Source organism: Frigoribacterium endophyticum, from assembly GCF_011759585.1.
GTDB classification, from domain to species: Bacteria; Actinomycetota; Actinomycetes; order Actinomycetales; family Microbacteriaceae; genus Frigoribacterium; species Frigoribacterium endophyticum.
The window spans coordinates 1,172,519-1,192,808 of record NZ_JAAOYV010000002.1 but is presented as its reverse complement, the minus strand read 5'-3'; the positions used below and the strand labels follow the sequence as shown (position 1 = coordinate 1,192,808).

The following is a 20,290-nucleotide window of genomic DNA, read 5'->3' as shown; positions in this document are numbered from 1 at the left end:
CGCGAAAGCGTCCGAGAGGCCGCACGGCGCGGTGACCTCGGTGCGCCCCCTGCGTCCGCGCATGGGGTGCTCATGCTCGAGGATCCCCCACTGGGCCGCGGGGCGGCCCGCCACCGCCCAGGTCAACTCGTCAACCATCTGGCGCCGTGGGGAGGCTTGCCCGATCGCAGGCGCGGCCACGGCAAGTCCAGTGCGCTTACGAGGTTGAGGGAGCCCGCAGGGGAAATCGCAGCGACGCTCGGGGGAAATTCAGCTTCAGTCGGGTGTCCAAGGCCCGACTCCGCGGCGATTCAGGGGTTGTGCAAACAACCCGCCAGAAAAAGAGCCTCGAGATCCTTGAATTTGCAAGGGTCTCGGGGCTCTTTTCGTTCGGGCGAGAGCGCAACGGTAACGCAGCAGTAACGCACATGCTGTAACCAAGTGTGACCAACCACTTTCACACCCTCGGACTGGCGGGCTTACCGCCAGCGTGGCGGCCCAGCTGAAGCGTGTGAGGGCCGTCAGCTCCCCGCACCCGAGGTTCTTCGCGATCTCCGGTTCCGGCCTCCATCTCGAACTCGACGGGTATCGCGTTCGGCACGGAGCGGAATATCGCGCAATCGGTGTTGCTCGCCATAAGGGATGTTGGCGTGACAATCTGTCCCCGAACATTCAGCACTTCAGACCTGCCTTCAGCAGCCCCCTTCGCCGGTGACGAATTCTGGCCGATGAGTATCGGCAAAAACTGGGTTTGGTTCATTGCTTTTGATCAGTCTCCGCTCGTGGAGCAGGCCGGCATCGTCGCTTCAGTCCTCCGCATCGTCCACATTGCGATCAAGTCCATGGCCCCCACCACGGGTGACTACGAGCGCCTACCCGGGGTGTGGGCCGCGATCGACGACGTGGAGTCGCTGCGCGCTACGCCACTGGTCGTCGCCGTGCTGATGAACCGCACTGTCACCAACAGCACGTCAAAGTTTCGCGAGCTGATGAGCGATGAGGGCCACACGGTCTTGTCGACGACCATTCCTCGGCGAGAGCCCATCGCTTAGGCCTTCGGTGGCCCGGTCACCCAATTCGGCAAGTACGCCGACGCCGCCGACGAGATCGAGACGCTGGGAGCAGAACGATGACCAAAGCGGAAGAGCTGCGAGCACGAGCTGCCCGCGCGAAGCAGAGAACCGCGTCGACGACGCCCGAGCAGAGCCAGCCCGGAGGGCCCGCCGCCGACGCGACGCCAGCACCCCGCCCGAACGTCATTCGAGCCAAGCCCGTACGCATCACCGCAGACCTGTCTCCCCAGGTCTACCGAGGCCTCATCGACTACGCCGCAGCCCTCGCAGAGACTCAAGGCCGCGTCCGCGTCGCACACGTGCACGTCACCCGCGCCCTCGTCGCAGAGCTGCTGGAAAACCACGAGCTACAGGGGGCCATCGCCCGCTGCGTTCGCGCACAGCTCGACGACTAAAACGTCCGTAGTTCAGTAACTACGGACTTACGTTCCGTCTAGCACCTCAAGGTCCGTAGCCCAACGCTCTGCTCCGCTCGAGCGCCACTCGACGGCCCGGTAACCCTCGTCTCTTAGACGTCCGTCGGCTTCTGGGATGGGATCGTGGTGGCGATCGCGGGTCGGCAGGATGACAGTGGTGGGATCGCCGGTCTCTGGTTCCAGAGTCAACAGCCATCCACCGACGCCGCTGGACGATCCGACCGGAACATCGCGGTAGATATAGGCACTTTCGGCCAGCCAGGTTATGGCCAGCACAGTACGGCGTTGCCGTCAGGTTCCGGGCACGCGTGCACATTCATGCACCGTGTCTGCGCCTTTGATCCTCGTTGCAACGGTCAAACTTTCGGATTTGGTGAGCAGGGGCGGGGGAGTGGTGAGGTCCCCCGCCCCTCTCCCCTTGCGCCTGATCGCTTCACAAGGGGCGTCCCCAGTGTTAAACACGGCTGCGGGTGGGGGACGGGTGAACTAGCTGGTGTTTTGGGCGCATTTCGGGCGTCCGCTGGTGTAACAGAGGTGACCGTCTACCGGCGGGCGCCCCTTTGGGTCAACCTCTCTCAAGGCTTAGCTTCTGCTTCGGTAGCCTGTGTCTGTGAGCATGGGAAGGGGACGCTGTGGGCCGCTTGTACGTCGGTGAGCATGGTTTCGAGTTCGATGATCGAACCCTGGCGCACATCAGGGTCGCCTTCGCCCTCAAGCTCGAAAGCGGCACGGGTTTCTTTTTCTCTTGGGCGGTGTCGCCGGAGAGAGGCTCGGGTCGCCTGAGCGTCTGGGTGTCGCCAGCTGTAACGGTGGTGTTTCAGTTCGACGGCAGTCGGGAACCAGCTATCAGCCGTGAATGGGTGACCCGCATTCTCCACTCCAGCAACGGGGGCGCAGGACTCAAACTCGTCCCCGAAGCATCAAAGCCCGGCCGCAGCCCCGCTGGCACATCGCCGGTCTAAAGGTTTTCGAGGCTGTCGTAGGAGTCGAAGTGCGCGAACGGGAAGTCCGTATCGCCGGTGTCCCGGTTATCCGTGTCGACTGTCAGTGACCGGAACAGCACCGCTACCCCTGGGCTCACCAGTGCACTGACTTTTTCGTTCCCGAACACGACGAGATCGACAAGATCCCCACCAGCTCGTACAGCTTGAACGACGGCATTTTTCGTGGTGTCGATGTTGGTGCCCTGAGCGAGGACAAAAGTCGTTCCCGCGATGTTCACCGTGTGCCGTTCCATGGTGCCTTCTCCACTGTTCACCAGATCACGATATGCCGCCTACCCAGACTCGGTCTGCACCCTCGCAGGGGGCCTTGACGCGTCTCTCACGGGCGCTTTGCCACGCGTTGAGGACGAGGGGTGTTCGGAGGAGCGGCTTGGGGTGTTTGCCCTGCCGAGATTCCTGCTCAAGACTTTGTTTCGCATCGGAAGCCGGCAACTTACGACCCGCCTAGTCGTTTTGGGTAGCTACCCGACCTGATCTGCTGAGGGTTCTTGCACGTCTTGTGCCAGGCGAAGCATCCGAACGGTCACGTTCATCTGGCAGGCGGTCAAGGTCGGCGCCACGATCACCCAATACGTGCCGAGGGAAAGTTCGTAAGCCTCGGTGAGGTCCCACGACTCTTTGACAGCAACCAGTAGCGCGCCGGCCGAGACAGCGAACCATCCAGTTGCTCGGTTCGAGAAATCATTGGGCGACACCTTGTCGGTGGAGGCTGCTGTTACGCGGCGGAGCCGGGCCAACTGGACGAGGTAGAGAACAGGGGGAGCGAGCCACAGTGCTCGATCGACGCGCTTACGGTCTGTCCACGCGGGTCCGGATCGGGCAATGTCCCACAGCTCTAGCAGCCCCTGGAAAAGAGGTCCCGCGACAAGCAACCAGGCACCTACAGCTGCTGCCCTCAGTACGAAAATCTTCACCACCCGATCAAGCCATATTCAGCAGCGAGCCTCGGGGTCGGCGTACGGTCGAAATCATTCTGCTGGGCGACTGCCCCGGCCGTATGCCTTCAGCAGATGCTCCTGGCTCGATGCCCATGAGAAGGCCCGGCTCAATTTCTGAGCCGGGCCTTCTCTTGTGGGGTGGGTCACATCTGGCCAACAGCGGCGTCGGCGGCGGCGACGTCGGCGTAGTACCAGGGGCCGGTGGCGGGGTCCTGGTGGAGGGTGGGGTCGGTGGCCGGGTCGGCGGAATCGCCGGCACCCTCGGCGGGGACGTTGGTGGGCGCGTCGCCGGCGACGTCGTCGTAGAACCAAGAGCCGGTCGCGGGATCCTGGCGGAGGGCCGGGTCGGTCTTGTGGCTGCCGGTGTCCTGGAAGACGACGGAGGTGGTGTCGGGTTCGGTGGCGGCCTGAGCGGCAGCGCCCGTGATGAGGGCCGCGGTCGCTGCTCCGACGAGGGTGAGGGAGGCGATGATGCTGCGACGGGTACGGATCGTGGTCATGGGATGCTCCTCGTGACTTTAGTGGTGGGGCCGGTTCTGGCCTTTCACCACCACATGTCCTAGAGCAGCGCCGGCTTTCACCCATGACCTGTCTCGTCGGCTAGTTCACAGGCTTTCTGGGGTGTGAAAGATAGTGGGCGGTGCCGGACATGGAGGGGTGTGAGTGTGTCAGAGAAAAGTGAGCGTGCCCGGTTTGACGACGTCGCCGGGGTCGTCTTCGAGCCGGTCCGGAGGTACCTGTACCGGCGGGTCGATGAGGCGACGGCAGACGATGTCCTCAGCGAGGTCCTGGTCGTGCTGTGGCGCCGCGGGGCAGAGGTCCCGGCGGGGGATGAAATCCCGTACGCGATCGGGGCGGCCCGGTTGCAGCTCCAGAACGCGCTCCGGTCGATGCGCCGCCAAGAGCGGCTCGTGGCCCGCATCATCACTGTCGACCCGCCACCCGAAGCAGTCCCCGAACACGACACCGGGGACCCGCGGGCGGGCCTTGTGCGGCAAGCACTCGGTCAGCTGGGCGAGCTGGACGCGGAGATCTTGCGGCTGCATGTCTGGGAACAGCTCGCCGTGTCTGAGATCGCGGGGGTGCTGACGATGACGCCGAACGCGGTCTCGATCCGGCTGCACCGGGCGAAGAAGAAACTCGCCGACAAGATCCGAAAGATGGCCCCGGGTGTGGGACATGCAGCAGTGAAGGAAGGAGACCCGTCATGACCAACAACCGTCACCACGATGAACACGACGACAACCAGGTCATCGCGTGGATGCGCGACGCGGACCCGGTCTCGGACCTGACCCCACTGCCGGCCTGGCAGCTCGAGCGTCTAAAGGAGACCGCCATGACCACCACCACCACCACTCCCGCCCCGGCCCGGAACCGGCGTCGCCTGTTCGCCGTCGCCGGCATCTCCGCAGCAGCCGCGGCCGCAATCATCGGCGGTGTCGTCCTCACCGGGCCGGGAAGCACCGGAGGCGGGGTCACCGCGCTTTCTGCACCGGCTGCGGGTGGGCCGGCGGCGATGTGCGCCGAGGTCACCCCGGAAGCATTGGCGTCGTCCACGCTCGCGTTCCGGGGCACGGTCACCTCCACGGCGGACGGCCTCGTGACCTTCCGCGTCGACGACGTCTTCACCGGCGACGTCGAGCAGACCGTCACCGTCTCCCAGGGCGACTCGGACGTGCCGGTCGACGGTGCCGCACCGGTGTTCGAGGACGGGGGCACGTACCTGGTGTCGACGACGGAGAACGTCATCCAGTCGTGCGGTCTCACCGGCGAAGACAGCCCCGAGCTGAGCAGCCTCTACGACCAGGCGTTCTGAGCATGACCCACACCGCCACTTTGCCTCCCTCGCAGCGCCAGAAACCTCACCGTCGCGTTTCCTACGTGCCCCCCGAGCGCACCCGCCGCGAAGCGGTCACCTTCGTCGTCGCTACCTTCACAGTCCTCGGCGCCGTCGTCGCCATCGGGGCGATGCTCCTCGCGCTGTCCCTCAGCAGCTAGGACCGCGACGCTTTGCTTGCCGCCACTGCGGCACGCAAAGACCGCCGCCTTGTCTCCGAATGGTTTACGTGGCGGGGCGCGCCCTCACGACACGCACACACCACGAGGGCGTGCCACTCACTCATTTCGCTCCCTGCAGACATAACACCAACCGAAAGGGCCAGCACTCATGCCTGCCTGCTTCGAAGGCATAGCTCCCGGACGGTGGGTTGTGCGTGGCGCCGGAGGGGCGGAAGTCGGCTTCGTCGATCGCCAGGCCGGAGCGTTCCTCGTCACAAACACGAAAGCAGCAACCACAGTGACTACGGCCTCGTTCGCCGAAGCTCTCGCCTGGCTCCTCGGGCCGGCACCAGCGCTGTAAAGCTCAGCGATCGCATGCCCCTGCAATTGTGACCAGCACATGTCCGTTAGGCGGTCATCTACCAGGCGTCCTAGGCGGCCGATGGTGCGGAGTGGGCGGGTGCGCGACACGGCATCCGTGCGAGGACTAAGGCTCCGTAACCGGAGGTTCCACGGCTCTCACGGGCGTTCTCGACCGACTTGTTTGGGTCCGTCAAGGCCTACTGATTGCGTTTTGAGCGGGTTAGTTTGGGGTATGAGCGAATCAGAGACACCTAGTGAGACTCCGGACGGGTCGACTGAGATGACCGAGGAACAGCGTGCCTACACCGAGGACCTTCCCGATGGGTCCAAGGAGGGGTTGGTGGATGACTCGGAAGAAAGCGACGACAGCGAGACCTCGCACGGTTCCACTAAGTAGCGGCCCAGCAAGCAGAACGCCCCTCGACTTGAGGGGCGTTTGCTGTTTCTTGTCAGCCTGAAGGGTTTTCGACGGGTGTTCCGTCGGGCTCAGTGCCGTGGTCGGGGTCGACTGTGTCGGGGTGGGGTGGGCTTGTGGGGGGAGTGGGGTTGCTCATGAGTGGCCTTTCCTTGCTACTTGCCGAAGAGGGCGCCGAGGCTTCCGCGCATGTCCCCGGGGTCGATCCCGAACTGTGCAAGGAGGTCTGCGTGGGTGTCTGTGTCGACAGTGTCGGGGAGTTCGTCGTGCGCTCGCGCGGCCTCGTCGTGCTTACCAAGGCCGTCAAGGTGCTGGAGGATCAGCTTCTTATCGATCTGCATGACAGGGACCGCCCGTTCTGAGGGGAACTCCGCACCAGTGCGGAGGCCGGCGGGGATCACCGGTGCATTCAAGTCAACTCTGATCAGTCACAACTCAGGTCAGGAAGCGGGCCCGAGTAGTCGCCGGGCTATCGCTGACCTCAATCAGGGCGCAGAAACTGACGGACGAGCATCTTGTTGACCGACGTCAATTAGTCGCCTCTAGTGTTCCTGAAGCCAAGGTCGCGCGAGATCTGAAGGTGGATCGGACGACGATATACCGGGCTATCGCGCGGGGGCTGTCGGACTAGTGCTTCCGGGGGAGGCGCCCCGCGCAGGCCTAAAGCCGCGGGAACCTTGTCCTTGCTGCCCTAGAAAAGGAAAAAAAGACGCGAGAACAGTAGTTCTTCCGGGGCGGGCGCACTGGAGGAAGACCGGCTCGAATTCTTAGATCCACCAGTTCTAACCTGCGGCGACGCAGGGGACGAGAACTGAGGTGCCGGCCCCGACGACAGGGCCGACACCTCCACTTGCCGAAAAGACCCGAACTCCTCGGCTCGATCACCCTTCCAAAGGACAGGGTTGTTCGAAAGTCGGCATTCCCGGGGACTTGAAACGTGGGGCGGTGGTGGGGCCGGCGTCACATACCCCTATGTGGTGGCCCCACCTCGAGGTGCGGACCCGAATCCTGTACCCCGGAAACAGGTACCTAATTACCGCCTGCTTCGCGCAGAAGGTACGCCATTTGTGACACTGCGGGGTCATTGTGTCTTGATGTCGAGAGTGGCGCCCTCCGGTTCGGGTCCAAAGGGCGCCAGTCTCCACCGCGGAATGAGGGGTAAGCGTTCCGGGTGACCGTGAGATCCACGAAGTAGAGACTTCGGGAGACGATGTGGACGTTACTCGGCACCTGCCGGGGGGTGACCGGCCGGCAAATGGGCCCCGCTTGGGGTGTGGCACGCGATGTCAGAATCCGTCAGGCTTGAACCGACGTCTGAGGGGAAGGTTTTCTTTTGATTTCGCTCGTGTACACCAGCGCTGCGACCAGCCCGTTTTCTGACAACGACCTCGCGACCCTACTGATGAACAGCCGCGCCAACAATCGGCGCCTGGGACTGTCGGGGTACCTCATGCACAAGCAGGGTCGTTTCGTACAGGTCCTTGAAGGATCCGAAGACACGGTGCGCCACCGGTACGCCCGGATCAGCGCCGATCGGAGGCACACGGACCTTGACGTGTTGTTGCGCGAGAGCATCACCGAGCGCCGCTTCGGGTCCTGGACGATGGGCTACCGGACTACAACCGATCTCCTTGCCGAAGACATCCCAGGTTACGGTGAGGTCGCCGGTGCGCCTCTCGACGACGCCCGAAGTCGAACCACTCTTGAGCCGTCGGTGCGGTCTCTGCTGGACTGGTTCCGAGCGCCGCTGCCCGCCGGCACCTGAACCGCGCGACGTCTGAACCGCGTTGTGAGGTTGCAGAGGTTCTTGAGCTAGTCGGTGTTGTTCTCCGGGTGCAGGTCCTCAAGATTGATGTCGTGGTTAAGGATTGCCTGCACCGCTTGTGGGCTTGCCTCGAGGACTGCGGAAAGTTCGTCGACCGAGACGTCAGCGCCGACCGCATGTTCAATCGCTGTCGTCGCTGCGACGGCCGCTTCATGAACGCCCCCGGCAGGGCTTTGCAGGAAGGCCTCGACTTCGTCTCGCGCTGTCTCTGCCAGCGCGTCTTGTTCCTCGGTCAGGGCCGCGGTGTCCGATATGGGCTCACCGGTGGGTACAAGCGAGGAGTCGGTCATGTCGGTGATCCTAGTCAGAACCCGTGACGTCTTAGTCCGAGGACATGGCGAACGTTCCGCGCCATTCATGAGCCGGTCGAGCTGACGCGGGACCCCGTGCGGTCGGTTCCCGGTGGGGAACCCGAGCGGACCCAGGCACCCCACCATCGGCAGCGAGGTCCGGGCTGCCCTCACAACGTAGTCCGGTGTCGGCCTCGCACCTAGAGGCATGTCAGCCGGATTTAGAAGACCTTTTGGTTGCGGCCAGAGGTGCAGGGCTGCCCAAGACACGCATTTCCAGGCGTACTCGAGGAGGGACCTTGCCGAAGAGAAGAAGATCGTCTTCTTGTGGCTTTGTTGTCAGTGTTGACCGAGATGGGTGGTGAGGGCTTCCTGCCAGGAGTAGCCGTATTCTTCGGTTTGCCCGACGCTGAGGACCATGAATCGGCCGTTTCGTCCTTCCATGAGGTGGCCGTGGATCACGTGCTCTGACCCGAAGGTCTCGCTGACGGTCCAGGCGTTCAGGGTCGCGTAAGTCAGGGTCACGGGGTACCTCGACGAGTCGAGACGGACGACAACCGGGGCACCGGTATTGGCTTGGGGGAGGCGCTATGGGTGGGTTGCGGCCGGTGTGGGCGCTGCGAAGGACATGATGGGCCTGCCGGGTAGGAGGAACGTTGTCAGCGGTTGAGCCTTTCGGCTCGTACGTGAAGGATTCGTCGCTCTGTCCACTGGGGATTGTCACCAGTCAGGGGGCTGCGGGTCCCACCGTCGCTAAGTGCAAAATCGATGACCGTCATTGGTGCGACCCCTGAAGACGACTGAGAGCTCACCACCCACCGCTGCTGCTGGACTCGACACAACTCACCGGAAAGACTCCCAATGACGTCACGAACCGACCTCGCCGCGAACCGGCCCACTCAGGGCAACGCTTTCCCCGCCCGTGTCACACGCAACTCTGTCGCCGCCATAATCAGCGTCGCCTTCATTGTTTTCGTTCCGCTTCTCACCCTTGTCTTGGGCCTGTTGCTGCCTGGTCGCGAAGACGGGGAAAGCGTCTTCAGCTCGACGGGCACCCTGCTCCGTCAAGCGGCGGGCGACGGCATCATCCTCATTGTGCTGATCGTCCTGGCAACGGCCCTTGGGGGCTGGCGATCCGTTCTTGCCGACCCCGACCGAACACGATCCCGGTGGGGTATCGCGGCACTCATCGTGTTCGCCGCCGCGACACTCATCTCGTTCACCTCGCCCATCAACCCCGACACCGGCAACTTCCTTCTTGCCCTGGCAACCACCATCGTCGCCGTCGCTCTCGTCGAGGAACTGGTCTACCGAGGCGTCGTCGTGGCAGGCCTTCGACGTGTTGCGCCCGAATGGGCTTTGTGGCTTGTCTCTTCTGCCGCATTCGCTCTCGCTCACGCTGTCGGTGGTGGCGCTGTCTTCCAGGTGGTCATGACCTTCTTCCTCGGCTCGGCGTGCTACCTCGCGCGCCGCGTCACCGGCACGATTCTCGGCGCCGTCGTCGTGCACGTGCTCTACAACGCCCTCATCGGCTTCCGCACCCAGACCACCGATGGCATCCCATTCTGGATGAGCGCCACCGTCAACCTCGCACTGGTCGTAGCCGCCGTGTCCGGCCTCTTCGCTTCGCGGAAAAGTCCCACGCAATAACGCCTAGGGCAGCGGGGGAGCGGTGCGATTGCGAAGTCGGATTCCGCTTTCCTGGTGGTCGACGACGCATTGGTCGCGCAGGCCCGGCCCCATTTCTACGTGAGCGCATCGCGGAGAACCCCCGGCTCCGGGCACAACGACCGAGAGCCGCCTTCCGCACTCGGCGGAGAGGCGGCTCCGGTGCTGCCTGCTACTTGCCGGTCGGCCCGTAGAAGCTCTCGATGTCGGCGAGCTCCATCTCGGCGGTCTGCTGGATGAGTGACAGCAGGTCCTTGTCGAGCCCGGGCGAGAACTCCTCGAGACGCTCGGGGGAGATCGTCGACGGCGCGCCCTTCGGCGCCTGCTCCGTCGACGACAACTCGGTGCCGTCGCCCGACGGCGACGTGCCTTGGAAGATCTTGCCGGCCTCCGACTTGCCGTCGAGGTCGAACGTGTACTGCTTGCTCTGGAGCCCGAGGTCGACGAGCTCCTTGACCTCGGGGAACGCCTCCGCGTTGGTCTTCGGGATCGGCAGCAGCTTGCCCCAGTCGACGCCGAGCGTCTCGAGGGCCTTGGCGTAGGCGTTCTCGTGCGCTTGGTCGCGGACGATCAGGTACGCGATCGTCTTGCGTGCGACGGGGTTGTCGGTCATCTCGTAGATGCGGCTCTTCTGCAGGCGGCCGGTCGACTCGAGCATGAGGTTGTAGAGCAGGTCGAGGGGCAGGTTGCCGCTGTTGTAGACGTAGCTGCCGCTCCAGGGGTTGCCGACCGAGTCGACGGGCAGGGCGCCCTGGGCCCCGACGAGGTAGTGGTGGATGTTGCCCGTGTCGAGGGCGATGTTCAGCGGGGTCGCGCCGCCGGCACCGGGGGTGTCGAGCGGGTCGGTGAGCTTCCCGGTGTACTCGGGGCTGCCGTCGAGCAGGCGCGAGATGGTCGTGCCGATCAGCTCGACGTGGCTGATCTCTTCGGTGCCGACGCCCTGGATGAGGTCGCGGTACGGCTTGGCCGCGGGCCCGCGGAAGTTCATCGCCTGGAAGAGGTACTGCATCATCGTGCGCATCTCGCCGAACTGGCCGCCGAGGCCTTCCTGCAGCGCGTTGGCGGCGGCGGGGTCGGGCTCGCCGTCGGCGATTTCGTTGATCCAGGTCTGTGCGTGGAAGTACATGGTTCCTCCTTGCTGGCGGACGACGAAGTGCCGCCCACCTACAACGCTGCTCGCTGAAGGGAGAAGAAGGTCACACCTTCAGAGCCTTTACAGATCGCAGGCCCAAGGCCCCTTCCTATGAGGTGCAACCTGTGCCCAATAGCCGGTCCTTGACCGGACGTCTTCTAGCTGATCAGGCTTGATCGGGGTGCAAGCTGATGGGTGGCTTGGGGTCGTCTGTACGGTGAACGTCCCCGACAACTAGCCCACAGCACGCAGCACCCGACCTGCACGTTCTGGGCCGAGGACTCTCATGCCCTTCACCGTTCTGAGTTCCCTGCGTGCTCTCGCCACGTTTCCGCTGCGTGGCGCTCGAATTGCCGAGTTCATCTTCCGACGCCGAGATGCCGGTGGAGACGTATACCCGGAAGATGCCAGCGACGGGATGGTCGAGGGCTGCGATCCTGACCGGGTCTTGTTCGTGGGAGAGCTGGGGGAGCTGACCTTGGGCGTACGAACGCATGAACTTTCCCTGCCTGCGTTCTTCGCGCGGCGACGAGCAGCAGCGACGGGCAGAGGGGTGGCGTGGTCGATCGCTTCGGTCCCGTCGTCCAGTGTCCGAGGAGCCGCGGCTGTAGTCGTCGAGCAGGGTGATCGGTTGGCCGGCTGTGACCGCGTCGTCATCTTGCTCGGAATCAGTGACGCTCTCCGCGTCATCTCGCCCTTCACATGGGAGGCATCTCTTCGTGAGACCTTCGACGTCCTCCTTCAAGGGCTCCCCCGAGGGGGCAAGATCCTCGTCGGCGAGATCCCTCCGCTGGACAACGCGGGAAGTTTGTCTGCCCCGGCTCGTTTGGCCGCCGGTCTCCACGGCCGGGTCCTGAACGCTCGCACTCGAGCACTCGCGGACGACTACGCCTCAGTCGACGTCGTCAGCTTCCCCGAAGAACTCACCCGATCGGTCTGGCGGCCCGAATCTGAAGAGCACCGATACCGGGACACCTACAAGGTCTGGGGCGCTCACCTCGCTGACGCCGTCAGCTAGGCCGCCGGTTTGGGGTATACCCCAGAGCAACGGGAGCTTGAAGGCGCGGCGCGCGTGGCGTTAGAGCGTGTTTCGTTCCTTCTGCCACAGGTGTGTGTCAGGGTCTAGGAATGGTGCAGCACAAAACGCAGGTTGTCGCGTACGTCCGGGTCAGCTCGGTAGATCAGAACCTCGGCCGGCAGCTCGAGGCGGTTGGCGAAGTCGACCGGGTCTTTGAGGAGAAGGTCTCGGGTGGGTCGCGTGTGGACCGGGTCGCGCTCCTTGACTGCATCCGGTACGTCCGCGAGGGCGACATCGTCAAGGTTGCCTCGATGGATCGGTTGGCCCGGTCGTTGGGGGATCTTCGGGTGATCGTTGACGAGATCACGGGCAAGGGTGCCTCGGTGGTGTTCGTGAAGGAGCAGCAGACCTACAGCCGGGACACGGACGATGCGATCGGCCGGCTGATGCTGAACCTTCTGGGGGCGTTTGCGGAATTTGAGCGGACCCTCATCCGGGAGCGGCAACGGGAGGGCATCCGATTGGCGCAGGCGGCAGGCAAGTACAAGGGCCGTGCGCAGAAACTGACCGCCGAGCAGCTGGTCGACGCGCGCCGGATAATCGAATCCGGGGTGCCGAAGGCGAAGGTGGCCCGAGATCTGCAGATCGACCGGACCACTCTTTACCGGGCGCTTGCTCGGGGACTTGCGGAGGGTCCTGTGGGGGAGTGAGGCGCCCCACGCGTTTCAGGGCGTGGGGCGCCTCGCCCCCGGCAGGACTTGAGCAGTCTGACGGGAACACGAGGTGACCCTCGCAGTCGCCTCGTAACGGGCGCCGCCGGCCCGCCGGCAGCCGTGCGTGATGCGCTCTTACAGGGTGGGTGTTTGCAGGACCTCGAGCAGCCTGGTGTCGGCGTCGTCGGTCGTGGTGTCTTGCGCGAGGGCGAGCTCTGAGACGAGGATCTGCCGGGCACGGGAGAGCATGCTTTTCTCTCCCGCGGAGATACCTGATGCTTGTTCTCGCCGCCAGACGTCGCGGACGACTTCGGTGACTTTGTAGACGTCGCCGCTGATCATCTTGGCTTGGTTGTCCTTGAAGCGCCGGGACCAGTTCGCGGCTTCTTCGACCTCGCCGGCCTGGAGGAGGGCGTGGACCTTGTCGACGCCTGTCTGGTCGATGACGTCCCGGACCCCGAGGTCTGCTGCTTTGTTGATCGCGGCCTGGATGACGAGGTCGCTGCTGTGGACCCGGAGGGTCATGTACTTGGTGGGTGTGCCCTTGATGTCTCGGGTGGTGAGGTCCGTGATGGTGACGGCACCGTGGTGGGGATAGACCAGCGTCGTCCCCACCTCGTAGCTTCCAGGCACCGGCTACTGGGCGGCGTTGTAGGCGTCACGCACCGCGGCGGAGATCCGGCCGCGGCTAGAGACGGTGTGCCCGTTCTTGCCGGCCCAGTCGCGGATCTTCTGCAGTTCTGCCGGGTCCGACTTCGACCCCGAGGTGCGAGCGGCGCTCTTCCGCCCGCTCACCTTCCGACCGGCCGTGATGTACGGGGCAAGAACCCCGGTCAGCTCGTCGACGTGGGCCAGGCTCAGGTCGATCTCGTACGAAACTCCTTCAAGAGCAAACGCGACCGTCCTACCTGCCCCGTCGGTCAAAGCGGTACCGTCGAGATCGTCGACGAGCTGGATAAGAGTCTTCTGGGCCATTAGTCATCTCCATAGTCATGCGTGTCCAGTTTTTACGGACGCTTCAAGCTTATTCGTCCCTACCGTGCATCAAGCGCGTTGATGTGCTCTGATTAGTGCGCAATGTGAGAACCATCGAGGAGAGGCGTATGACAACGTCCGATATGGAAAGATGGATCGCGGCGGAGCTTAAGCCCCGCCGTCTAGACTTTTCGCTCTCTCGCGAGCAAGTCCATATTCCAGACGTTCTTACTGCGTTACTTGGCTCAATCGACGGGAACCCTGTCCGATTCGACTTCCACGGTCCGAAAAATGTGGATGGCGGTTCCTATCTGATATTAGTCTTCGACCTTCGCACTCGGAACGAAATTGGCACTGCATCAAGTCCGTCCGGGTTTATGGAAGCGTTAGCGCGTATGGATTGGCCGAACGTAATAGGCGCACTCACCCACTAAAGACAGGCTGTGGACCGACGTCCGGTAGGCGATCGATTTATGGTCGGGCATCACGAATTGACTGCCACTACGTAGGTTTGCTCTAACTCGCCAAACGATCTTCCAATCGTTTGATTACTGGCATCGCCTCAAAGACTGATCTATCAATGGCGAGTTCAAAGAGTTGATCCATTGTTTGGCTAACTCGTCCGGTTCCAAACCGCGTGCAACAAAAATGTAAAGCCGACAATAAATCATGGCTGTTCACGATAAAAACGCAATCTGGGGCGCTCATACGCTCGCTGATTTCCGCCGAAAGCGCTTCGGCGGTCGTGCCCACAGGTTTAGAGCGCTTTAAAGCAAGATCAACTACTTTGGATATCTCGGTCCGCCCATCTGATGCACTCATGACGAGGTGGACCGGAAAATCATGAAGATTGAGATCGTAGGTTGCGGCTTTTGAGACATGTCTTGCAGCCCCAACAGCCGCTGCTGCTTCAAAAGCTCGATCAATACCATCAGCGGTCGATATTGTCGCTTTTTCCAGAAATCGGCGAGCAACTCTAACAAGACCTTCGGGATCCTGGGCATGGGCATCCATGTAGAGATCGTAGAAATCGGTCGCGACAACGTTTGAAGAATAGCCATCAATTGCGCCTGTGAGTCGATCAAGGTCTGCATCGACTAGAAAGACAATTTTTGGCAATTCCACACTGGCACTATGACTGGCGTCTAGAAGGCTTTGCTTTCCGTACCCCACAACGATGTCCAACGATTCGTTACGTAGAAAGTCTGCTAACAAGTTAAAGTCGGTCTCGCCCTCAACCACAACGCAGGCCTGCGTCGAATGGCCGCGTTCCAACATCAATGTGTTGAACAGGTCATTGCCGTCAAGATCATTCAGCATCTTCGCCCGGCCCCAGTTCGACTGTTCTGGACCACCATTGCCCGATAATCTGCGGCGAGTGGGTTGCCACTACAAAGGAGAATCCGCGTAGCTCGGCGACCCGGGACACATCGGCCAGAAAACTTTTTTGCCACGTAACGTGAAGAGAAATCTCTGGTTCGTCGATGAGTACCAATGTCCCCGGCTCTACCCGAAACAATAAATTGTACATGAGCACGAGCTCGTGCTGCTCGCCAGTAGAAAGGCCGCTCGCTGGAATTGTGTGTTTTGAACTGAGGGACCTAAGCGTCAGCCCATCCTTTGCGTCAACCACAATTGCTTTTCGCAAGAAACGGGCATTAACGAGTTCCTCCAGCAAGCTGATTCGCGCTAGAAGATCATCAAATGTACCGAGCTTTAGGGCATTATCTTCAAGATACGTCGTGAGAACGGCTCGTTGCCACCCCTTCAACTCTTTTGTCGGAAGGGGGACGTCCATCTCAGCAGAGGTCAGCCCGATGTCAACGAGCCGACGGCGATGCATATCCTGTTCCTGATACTGCTTGCGGATATCTTCTTCGGTCAGAGCATCTTCGACGTGTTGATCGATGATTCTGCGCGGAAACGAACGGTCGAGACGCTGCGATGCAAGTGAATTCCCAGCAAGAGCTCTTTCGATTCGTTGCTTAAGGTCACCAGCGTAAGCTTCAACATTCCATTTGGGGGAAAGTTGATTGTCAATTCGGGACCCGTTTGTCCGCGAAGGAATAGTTACTAGTCTCTGGGTTTCAATGAGATAGGTCTTATTTTGTTGCATGAAGTTTTGAAGAACTTCGGGAGCTGCAAGTCGTGACGAAGGTCGACGAGTGCGGACGTGAGATCCGTAGCGCTCTCGAAGCTCGGAGTAGTCAATGATTTCTCCATCACCAGGGTCTCGCCAAAGAGTGGGCGACCCAGGGACGGGGACATAGGGTGATATGCGTTGGATCTGGCGACGGATCATGAGATCCTCTTCGATGGGCGCCAGCCATTCAACGACTTCTCCGTCCTCGAAGGTCCGGAGCCTGTAAATAACACTTTCTGTCGGTTCTTCGTCACCGTCGTTTACTGCAGGCGTTAATATCTTCTGCACGACTAGCTCATCTTGATTATCCGAAACCAGAGTGAGAGACGAAAACCAAGCTGTTGATAAGCGATTTAGATCCAAATTCATCGAGGCGTTGATGAGTTCAAGGAACTTTGTTTTTCCTACGCCGTTGAGGCCGTACGCGATTGCAAACTGCCATCCCGGTTCAAGCGTGATCGTATGGTCGAATTCGCCTACGAGGTTTCGTACGGCCGCGGTCGTGAGCATTGCTCCCCCTCTTGGAGTTTCCTAGATCGTAGCGGGGTACCTGGTCGGGAACGAAGGGGATGCAAGCGTGGAAGCCGTAACGGCTTGGAGGATTCGTCCCAGCGCTTCACCCCGGGCGACGGAGCAAAATGGTCTACACAACTGGGTGCTATTTAGTGTTCAGCCACGTTCCGCGAACTATCAACTGGCCGTTCATTCCTAGCTGAGGTTGTAGCAGGGTGCGTGCGGAGGCACCTAGAACATCGCCGACTTGATTCGGTTCACCCACCAGCCGACGGTGACCCAGTACGCAGCCCGTCCAAGCGCGGACACGATCACCCAAAGGAGGTCCGCCCCCTTCTTGGCTACGAGGCCCAAGAAAGCCACTCCCACTGCGGCCGCCAGCGCCATCGCACCGGCTTCAACCATTTCCATGATCGGGACAATACCGTCTACGTCCGACCCTGCGACGGCGTGAGCGTTCAGCTGTTGGTGTCTTCTTGCCGCGGGCTCTCAAGTCGATCGCGAGCGGCTTCGTGCCGGTCGACGGGCGTGGCATCGATGACGCGCTTCACCATGAGCCCTAGGAAGCGCGATGGCTGCAGGGCTCCGGGAACGGCGTCGTGCCGGATGGCGACACTGGGAAGGTTGCTGAGGGCCTCGTCGACCGCAGAGGCGGGGACGTCCACGATTTCGTCATCGGTGTCGACATCAGTGTCGTCGTCGGTTTCGAGGCCCGCGGCAACAAGGGCGTTATCGGCGTCGTCTTCCGCTGCCGTCTCTTCGGCGCGTAAAGCGACGTCGTCGCCGTACTCGATCATGATCAAGGCGACTGCATGGTAGGCGTCGTCTTCTCGGCCGAGCTTTTGAAGGAGGTCGATCAGCCAGCCATGGCGCTCGTGAGCTGGGCATTCGCGCACGGACTCGTCGCCCTCGTTCGCGACGGAGCCCTCCAGAACATCAGCGCCGGCGCAGAAGGGCGGGCCCTGGCTAACGACCTCATCGCAGTATTCGACCGCACCGTCCGATAGGGGATCGGTGACTGGGCTGCTCTGCAGGCGAAGTCAGCCGGAGAGAGTGCCTGCAAACGTGCCGACCAGGAGCACGACGGAGAGGGCCACGAATGAGAGGCCTACGAAAAGAAGCATAGTCGGGTGGCTCTCGGAGCCGACCTGGACTCCTAGGCGTTCGCGCTCACTCTTGACTCGTCTCGAAAAACGCTGGTGGAATACCGCGAGGAGGAGCCCAACGAGGATGAACAGCAATGCGATTACCAGAGCCGACACTTCTGATGTGTTCATCGCTTCACTTGCTGGAAGGAGTGCCAGGCAGCGGTTGCGGCACCTCGTTCAAAGGGGCAGGTTGACCGGGGCATGCACGTATCTAATCGGACCTTCGGAGCGCATTGCACTTTCAACCACACCACAGGGCGCCCGATAGCCGATCGCCAAGTGGGCCCTATTCGAGGCGCGTCTCACCGCCGCGCGTGGATTGATGACCTAGGTAGCGATGGTGGCGCTAATTTGATGTGCAACTCGGTTTCCGCGTTTGCTGTCGCCGTGATCGCTACCCGACCCTTCTTGGAGCCGTAATGTCCTCTACCTCTACCCCTGCCGCTTCGACCGGCCGCACCAATGTCCTCGCCATCGTGGGCATCATCCTTGCCTTCATCGTGCCGCTCGTCGGTGTGATCCTCGGCTTTGTTGCTCGGTCGCAGATCAAGCGCACGGGCGAGAAGGGCAGCGGTCTTGCCCTGGCCGCGATCATCATCGGTCTGGTCTTCATCGTGGTTGGCATCATCGCCGGCATCTCTTTGGGGGCGGCAGGGATGAACGCAGGCGTCACTAGCTAGTAGAGAACGCACGACAAAGAGCCCTGCCTATGGCAGGGCTTTTTGTTTTGGAAAGGCAGACTGGACCCGCCCCTGTGGGCGCTTGATAACCGGCAACCAGTAAGCGCAATGCCTGAGACGCTGGCGCTATCTCGGAATTCCCTCTGTTCCGGACGGTCGTCTTGATCCACACTGACGTCAAGAGCAGTGACGACGGCTCGATGAGACCAGAGGAGCTCGACCACCCACTGAGTCAGCGATCACCCGGGGCGCTGAAAAGGAGAACGGTCGAGGCTCGCTGCAGAACTGTGTGGAGGGCTGCAAACGTGACCAAGGCCAGGGTGTCTTTTGCAGGACCGGGCGTTGTTCCGTCGGTGAAGCGGGCCGCCATCGCGTTCGGCGTCGTTGCCCTCCTGGTGTTCTGGGGTCTGTGCTTCCTCTTCGAGTTCAGCCGGACCAGCGGCGATGTTCCCAAGGCCGCGGCGATGCGCTTTCCCGCTGGCTCCGTCGTGGTTGACACGGAGAGGCACTGCCGCGACGACCGGTGTTGGTCGACGTTCTACGTAGCTCCGCCCCCAGGAATGACTGCAACAGAGCTCACGGCTGAGATCGAGGACAAGGGCGGCCCCATCCTGGGTTCTTTCTCCGACCCACGGTTCGTCTACGCCGACGCCACACTCAACGGGCTGACTGTTCACGTCGTCGGCAGATACTGGTGAGCTTTCGCCGCCGACCACGAAGAGGCCACAGTTTCAGTCTCCAGCAAGATCCGTGAGAGCCCAGGCCCCGTCTTTCGGAGGACCGGTAGGCATGTGGGGTGGGCGAGCCTTCGGGGGCCACTCCTCGAGCTGGTGACTAACGTGGGCTGTCGAAAGGAGTTGTCGTGACCGTGTGGGCTGTCATCGCGTTTGCCGCTGTCGCGGCCGCGACGCTGGCGCTGTTGGCGCCGCACGCCCGAACGAGTTCTTTCGAGGCCCTGCGCCTGTTCAGGTTGCAGGCCGTCGACAGTGAGGCGTCACGTCGTGCCGCCACCTGGGTCGTGACTCCCCTAGCGGTGTTGTCGATCGGTGTGAGCCTCATCGGTCTCGCTGCGAATGGTGGGGGGCCAGGCTCGGGTGTGACGTCCTTCGTCGCGTTGCTCCTCGTCGGCGCTGCCCTGGCTGCCGGCCACGTCGCCGCGCTTCGCAGCAAAAGGGCCTAGGCGTCCCGTTCCAGCCGGGTGCGGTCATCGTGTCCGAAAGGGATCGGCTAACGCGGCAGCTGCGTCGATGCCGGTACCGGCAAGGTCTCAATAAGTTCGGCAACGGCTAGTCGGCACGTCGTCGGGGTCCTCGTCGACCCGAGTACTGAATGCTCGTGTGCACGTCGTGAGGGGACCGGTACCGTGAGCGCATGACGGTGAGTTCCCCGCGATGAGGCTGCCCCGATGGAGCCAGCGGTCTCGCCCGACCACTCCAACCGGTCCGGCCACGATCTCTTACCCGGAGCTGCCCACGCCTGCCGCGGCCGCCGCCTTCGCTTTGTGCGAGGGCTGGCTCATTTACGAGACCTGGTTTGCGGAAGAGAGAGCTCGAGACCTGGATGGACTCGGAGCGGCCTCGCCGAGCTTCGTCGTCCCATGGATCATCTCGCCTACGCATGCCTCGACCGGAGTTGCTGAAGAGACGAAGGGGAGGGGGCCGTCGCGTGGCGACATGCAGGAGGTGGTCGACTGGCTCGTCCTCGCCGGTGCGCTGCGTCCGCTGACGGAGTCTCAGCGTGCCGAACTCGTCCGAGCGGGCGAGGCTCGGCGTCTCGCGCGCGATCCCGAAGGCCGCTTCCGTTCCCTCGAGCCCGAACACGCGGCAGTGTTCGAGGCCTTCCGCCAAGAGATGGACCGTGATTCGTGGGAGGTCGTCCCGGACGTGATGGTGAAGGTCTACCCGGAGCTCCGGACCACGAAGACCAAGACCGCCTGGGCGGACCTGCCAGACCCCAAGCGCCCCTGACGCGCCGGTGACCCGAGCGTGCGCCGCGCGAG

28 protein-coding genes are annotated in these 20,290 nt (G+C 62.3%); 15 read left to right on the top strand and 13 right to left on the bottom strand.

Features of this window, described 5'->3' with window-relative positions; all coding sequences use genetic code 11:
- Positions 1 to 629 precede the first annotated feature (629 nt).
- The 3 genes from FHR77_RS12980 (at position 630) to FHR77_RS16780 (ending at position 2,430) form a co-directional block, all read left to right on the top strand.
- Entirely contained in the window at positions 630 to 1,031 is a 402-nt protein-coding gene (locus tag FHR77_RS12980) for a hypothetical protein (RefSeq protein WP_167260822.1), read from the top strand.
- A gap of 77 nt (positions 1,032 to 1,108) precedes the next feature.
- Positions 1,109 to 1,447, top strand: a complete 339-nt coding sequence (locus tag FHR77_RS12975) for a DUF2274 domain-containing protein (protein ID WP_167260820.1) — start codon at positions 1,109 to 1,111, stop codon at positions 1,445 to 1,447.
- Positions 1,448 to 2,100: 653 nt separating this feature from the next.
- Positions 2,101 to 2,430 carry a DUF7882 family protein gene (locus tag FHR77_RS16780; protein ID WP_481797695.1) on the top strand — a complete coding sequence of 110 codons (330 nt, stop codon included), beginning with the start codon at positions 2,101 to 2,103 and terminating at the stop codon, positions 2,428 to 2,430.
- On the opposite strand, the gene FHR77_RS12970 is transcribed toward FHR77_RS16780, so the two are convergent.
- The 3 genes from FHR77_RS12970 to FHR77_RS12960 form a co-directional block, all read right to left on the bottom strand.
- Positions 2,427 to 2,726, bottom strand: coding sequence for a hypothetical protein (locus FHR77_RS12970; RefSeq protein ID WP_167260818.1), 300 nt, complete (start codon positions 2,724 to 2,726; stop codon positions 2,427 to 2,429). The genes FHR77_RS16780 and FHR77_RS12970 overlap by 4 nt on opposite strands.
- A 207-nt stretch (positions 2,727 to 2,933) precedes the next feature.
- Complete coding sequence (locus tag FHR77_RS12965) at positions 2,934 to 3,389, bottom strand: hypothetical protein (protein WP_167260816.1); 456 nt, start codon at positions 3,387 to 3,389, stop codon at positions 2,934 to 2,936.
- Positions 3,390 to 3,553: 164 nt separating this feature from the next.
- Positions 3,554 to 3,910 carry a hypothetical protein gene (locus tag FHR77_RS12960; RefSeq protein ID WP_167260814.1) on the bottom strand — a complete coding sequence of 119 codons (357 nt, stop codon included), beginning with the start codon at positions 3,908 to 3,910 and terminating at the stop codon, positions 3,554 to 3,556.
- A gap of 165 nt (positions 3,911 to 4,075) precedes the next feature.
- Here FHR77_RS12960 and FHR77_RS12955 point away from each other — a divergent pair, with 165 nt between their 5' ends.
- The 3 genes from FHR77_RS12955 to FHR77_RS12945 are packed head-to-tail and all read left to right on the top strand — an operon-like array spanning position 4,076 to position 5,408.
- Positions 4,076 to 4,621 carry a sigma-70 family RNA polymerase sigma factor gene (locus tag FHR77_RS12955; protein WP_167260812.1) on the top strand — a complete coding sequence of 182 codons (546 nt, stop codon included), beginning with the start codon at positions 4,076 to 4,078 and terminating at the stop codon, positions 4,619 to 4,621.
- A complete protein-coding gene (locus tag FHR77_RS12950) occupies positions 4,618 to 5,226 on the top strand; it encodes a hypothetical protein (RefSeq protein ID WP_167260810.1) in 609 nt (202 codons plus the stop codon). The genes FHR77_RS12955 and FHR77_RS12950 overlap by 4 nt, the downstream gene beginning before the upstream one ends.
- 2 nt (positions 5,227 to 5,228) lie before the next feature.
- Entirely contained in the window at positions 5,229 to 5,408 is a 180-nt protein-coding gene (locus FHR77_RS12945) for a hypothetical protein (RefSeq protein ID WP_167260808.1), read from the top strand.
- Between the two features lie 933 nt (positions 5,409 to 6,341).
- Here FHR77_RS12945 and FHR77_RS12940 read toward each other — a convergent pair.
- Entirely contained in the window at positions 6,342 to 6,587 is a 246-nt protein-coding gene (locus tag FHR77_RS12940; RefSeq protein WP_243861671.1) for a hypothetical protein, read from the bottom strand.
- A 944-nt stretch (positions 6,588 to 7,531) separates the two neighbouring features.
- Here FHR77_RS12940 and FHR77_RS12935 point away from each other — a divergent pair.
- Positions 7,532 to 7,951: a BLUF domain-containing protein gene (locus FHR77_RS12935; RefSeq protein ID WP_167260806.1), complete on the top strand. Its 420-nt coding sequence runs from the start codon at positions 7,532 to 7,534 to the stop codon at positions 7,949 to 7,951.
- Between the two features lie 47 nt (positions 7,952 to 7,998).
- Here FHR77_RS12935 and FHR77_RS12930 read toward each other — a convergent pair whose 3' ends face one another.
- Together FHR77_RS12930 and FHR77_RS12925 are read right to left on the bottom strand one after the other, a co-directional pair.
- Positions 7,999 to 8,301 carry a hypothetical protein gene (locus FHR77_RS12930; protein ID WP_167260804.1) on the bottom strand — a complete coding sequence of 101 codons (303 nt, stop codon included), beginning with the start codon at positions 8,299 to 8,301 and terminating at the stop codon, positions 7,999 to 8,001.
- 339 nt (positions 8,302 to 8,640) lie between these two features.
- Positions 8,641 to 8,826 (bottom strand): hypothetical protein, encoded by a 186-nt coding sequence (locus FHR77_RS12925; RefSeq protein WP_167260802.1) that lies wholly within the window; start codon positions 8,824 to 8,826, stop codon positions 8,641 to 8,643.
- 336 nt (positions 8,827 to 9,162) lie between these two features.
- On the opposite strand from FHR77_RS12925, the gene FHR77_RS12920 reads away from it, so the two are divergent.
- Positions 9,163 to 9,951, top strand: a complete 789-nt coding sequence (locus FHR77_RS12920; protein ID WP_167260800.1) for a CPBP family intramembrane glutamic endopeptidase — start codon at positions 9,163 to 9,165, stop codon at positions 9,949 to 9,951.
- 190 nt (positions 9,952 to 10,141) lie between these two features.
- Here FHR77_RS12920 and FHR77_RS12915 read toward each other — a convergent pair whose 3' ends face one another.
- Positions 10,142 to 11,095 carry a manganese catalase family protein gene (locus FHR77_RS12915; protein ID WP_167260799.1) on the bottom strand — a complete coding sequence of 318 codons (954 nt, stop codon included), beginning with the start codon at positions 11,093 to 11,095 and terminating at the stop codon, positions 10,142 to 10,144.
- A 292-nt stretch (positions 11,096 to 11,387) separates the two neighbouring features.
- Here FHR77_RS12915 and FHR77_RS12910 point away from each other — a divergent pair, with 292 nt between their 5' ends.
- A complete protein-coding gene (locus FHR77_RS12910) occupies positions 11,388 to 12,119 on the top strand; it encodes an SGNH/GDSL hydrolase family protein (protein WP_167260798.1) in 732 nt (243 codons plus the stop codon).
- Between the two features lie 110 nt (positions 12,120 to 12,229).
- Positions 12,230 to 12,829, top strand: coding sequence for a recombinase family protein (locus FHR77_RS12905; protein ID WP_167260797.1), 600 nt, complete (start codon positions 12,230 to 12,232; stop codon positions 12,827 to 12,829).
- A 138-nt stretch (positions 12,830 to 12,967) separates the two neighbouring features.
- Here FHR77_RS12905 and FHR77_RS12900 read toward each other — a convergent pair whose 3' ends face one another.
- From FHR77_RS12900 to FHR77_RS12875, 6 genes are all read right to left on the bottom strand, one after another.
- Positions 12,968 to 13,465, bottom strand: coding sequence for a CarD family transcriptional regulator (locus tag FHR77_RS12900; RefSeq protein ID WP_167260796.1), 498 nt, complete (start codon positions 13,463 to 13,465; stop codon positions 12,968 to 12,970).
- Positions 13,466 to 13,468: 3 nt separating this feature from the next.
- Complete coding sequence (locus FHR77_RS12895) at positions 13,469 to 13,807, bottom strand: histone-like nucleoid-structuring protein Lsr2 (protein ID WP_167260795.1); 339 nt, start codon at positions 13,805 to 13,807, stop codon at positions 13,469 to 13,471.
- Positions 13,808 to 14,323: 516 nt separating this feature from the next.
- Entirely contained in the window at positions 14,324 to 15,127 is an 804-nt protein-coding gene (locus FHR77_RS12890; RefSeq protein ID WP_167260794.1) for a hypothetical protein, read from the bottom strand.
- Complete coding sequence (locus FHR77_RS12885) at positions 15,117 to 16,460, bottom strand: AAA family ATPase (protein ID WP_167260793.1); 1,344 nt, start codon at positions 16,458 to 16,460, stop codon at positions 15,117 to 15,119. The genes FHR77_RS12890 and FHR77_RS12885 overlap by 11 nt, the downstream gene beginning before the upstream one ends.
- Positions 16,461 to 16,694: 234 nt before the next feature.
- A complete protein-coding gene (locus FHR77_RS12880; RefSeq protein WP_167260792.1) occupies positions 16,695 to 16,874 on the bottom strand; it encodes a hypothetical protein in 180 nt (59 codons plus the stop codon).
- Positions 16,875 to 16,921: 47 nt separating this feature from the next.
- Positions 16,922 to 17,266: a hypothetical protein gene (locus FHR77_RS12875; protein ID WP_167260790.1), complete on the bottom strand. Its 345-nt coding sequence runs from the start codon at positions 17,264 to 17,266 to the stop codon at positions 16,922 to 16,924.
- 9 nt (positions 17,267 to 17,275) lie between these two features.
- Here FHR77_RS12875 and FHR77_RS12870 point away from each other — a divergent pair, with 9 nt between their 5' ends.
- The 5 genes from FHR77_RS12870 to FHR77_RS12850 all read left to right on the top strand — a co-directional run bounded on the left by FHR77_RS12870 (position 17,276) and on the right by FHR77_RS12850 (position 20,258).
- A complete protein-coding gene (locus FHR77_RS12870; protein WP_167260788.1) occupies positions 17,276 to 17,470 on the top strand; it encodes a hypothetical protein in 195 nt (64 codons plus the stop codon).
- Between the two features lie 560 nt (positions 17,471 to 18,030).
- Positions 18,031 to 18,291: a DUF4190 domain-containing protein gene (locus FHR77_RS12865; protein ID WP_167260786.1), complete on the top strand. Its 261-nt coding sequence runs from the start codon at positions 18,031 to 18,033 to the stop codon at positions 18,289 to 18,291.
- A gap of 161 nt (positions 18,292 to 18,452) precedes the next feature.
- Positions 18,453 to 18,989, top strand: coding sequence for a hypothetical protein (locus tag FHR77_RS12860; RefSeq protein WP_167260784.1), 537 nt, complete (start codon positions 18,453 to 18,455; stop codon positions 18,987 to 18,989).
- Positions 18,990 to 19,153: 164 nt separating this feature from the next.
- Entirely contained in the window at positions 19,154 to 19,471 is a 318-nt protein-coding gene (locus FHR77_RS12855) for a hypothetical protein (RefSeq protein WP_167260782.1), read from the top strand.
- A gap of 493 nt (positions 19,472 to 19,964) precedes the next feature.
- A complete protein-coding gene (locus tag FHR77_RS12850) occupies positions 19,965 to 20,258 on the top strand; it encodes a hypothetical protein (RefSeq protein WP_167260780.1) in 294 nt (97 codons plus the stop codon).
- Positions 20,259 to 20,290 lie beyond the last annotated feature (32 nt).

What these genes read in the sequence shown, in the direction of transcription:
- FHR77_RS12880 (WP_167260792.1), bottom strand. Translation starts at nt 16,874, where the DNA reads ATGGAAATGGTTGAAGCCGGTGCGATGGCGCTGGCGGCCGCAGTGGGA.
- FHR77_RS12915 (WP_167260799.1), bottom strand. Translation starts at nt 11,095, where the DNA reads ATGTACTTCCACGCACAGACCTGGATCAACGAAATCGCCGACGGCGAG.
- FHR77_RS12975 (WP_167260820.1), top strand. Translation starts at nt 1,109, where the DNA reads ATGACCAAAGCGGAAGAGCTGCGAGCACGAGCTGCCCGCGCGAAGCAG.
- FHR77_RS12960 (WP_167260814.1), bottom strand. Translation starts at nt 3,910, where the DNA reads ATGACCACGATCCGTACCCGTCGCAGCATCATCGCCTCCCTCACCCTC.
- FHR77_RS12870 (WP_167260788.1), top strand. Translation starts at nt 17,276, where the DNA reads ATGGTAGGCGTCGTCTTCTCGGCCGAGCTTTTGAAGGAGGTCGATCAG.
- FHR77_RS12885 (WP_167260793.1), bottom strand. Translation starts at nt 16,460, where the DNA reads ATGCTCACGACCGCGGCCGTACGAAACCTCGTAGGCGAATTCGACCAT.
- FHR77_RS12905 (WP_167260797.1), top strand. Translation starts at nt 12,230, where the DNA reads ATGGTGCAGCACAAAACGCAGGTTGTCGCGTACGTCCGGGTCAGCTCG.
- FHR77_RS12910 (WP_167260798.1), top strand. Translation starts at nt 11,388, where the DNA reads ATGCCCTTCACCGTTCTGAGTTCCCTGCGTGCTCTCGCCACGTTTCCG.
- FHR77_RS12945 (WP_167260808.1), top strand. Translation starts at nt 5,229, where the DNA reads ATGACCCACACCGCCACTTTGCCTCCCTCGCAGCGCCAGAAACCTCAC.
- FHR77_RS12950 (WP_167260810.1), top strand. Translation starts at nt 4,618, where the DNA reads ATGACCAACAACCGTCACCACGATGAACACGACGACAACCAGGTCATC.
- FHR77_RS12890 (WP_167260794.1), bottom strand. Translation starts at nt 15,127, where the DNA reads ATGCTGAATGATCTTGACGGCAATGACCTGTTCAACACATTGATGTTG.
- FHR77_RS12850 (WP_167260780.1), top strand. Translation starts at nt 19,965, where the DNA reads ATGCAGGAGGTGGTCGACTGGCTCGTCCTCGCCGGTGCGCTGCGTCCG.
- FHR77_RS12865 (WP_167260786.1), top strand. Translation starts at nt 18,031, where the DNA reads ATGTCCTCTACCTCTACCCCTGCCGCTTCGACCGGCCGCACCAATGTC.
- FHR77_RS12895 (WP_167260795.1), bottom strand. Translation starts at nt 13,807, where the DNA reads ATGGCCCAGAAGACTCTTATCCAGCTCGTCGACGATCTCGACGGTACC.
- FHR77_RS12920 (WP_167260800.1), top strand. Translation starts at nt 9,163, where the DNA reads ATGACGTCACGAACCGACCTCGCCGCGAACCGGCCCACTCAGGGCAAC.
- FHR77_RS12930 (WP_167260804.1), bottom strand. Translation starts at nt 8,301, where the DNA reads ATGACCGACTCCTCGCTTGTACCCACCGGTGAGCCCATATCGGACACC.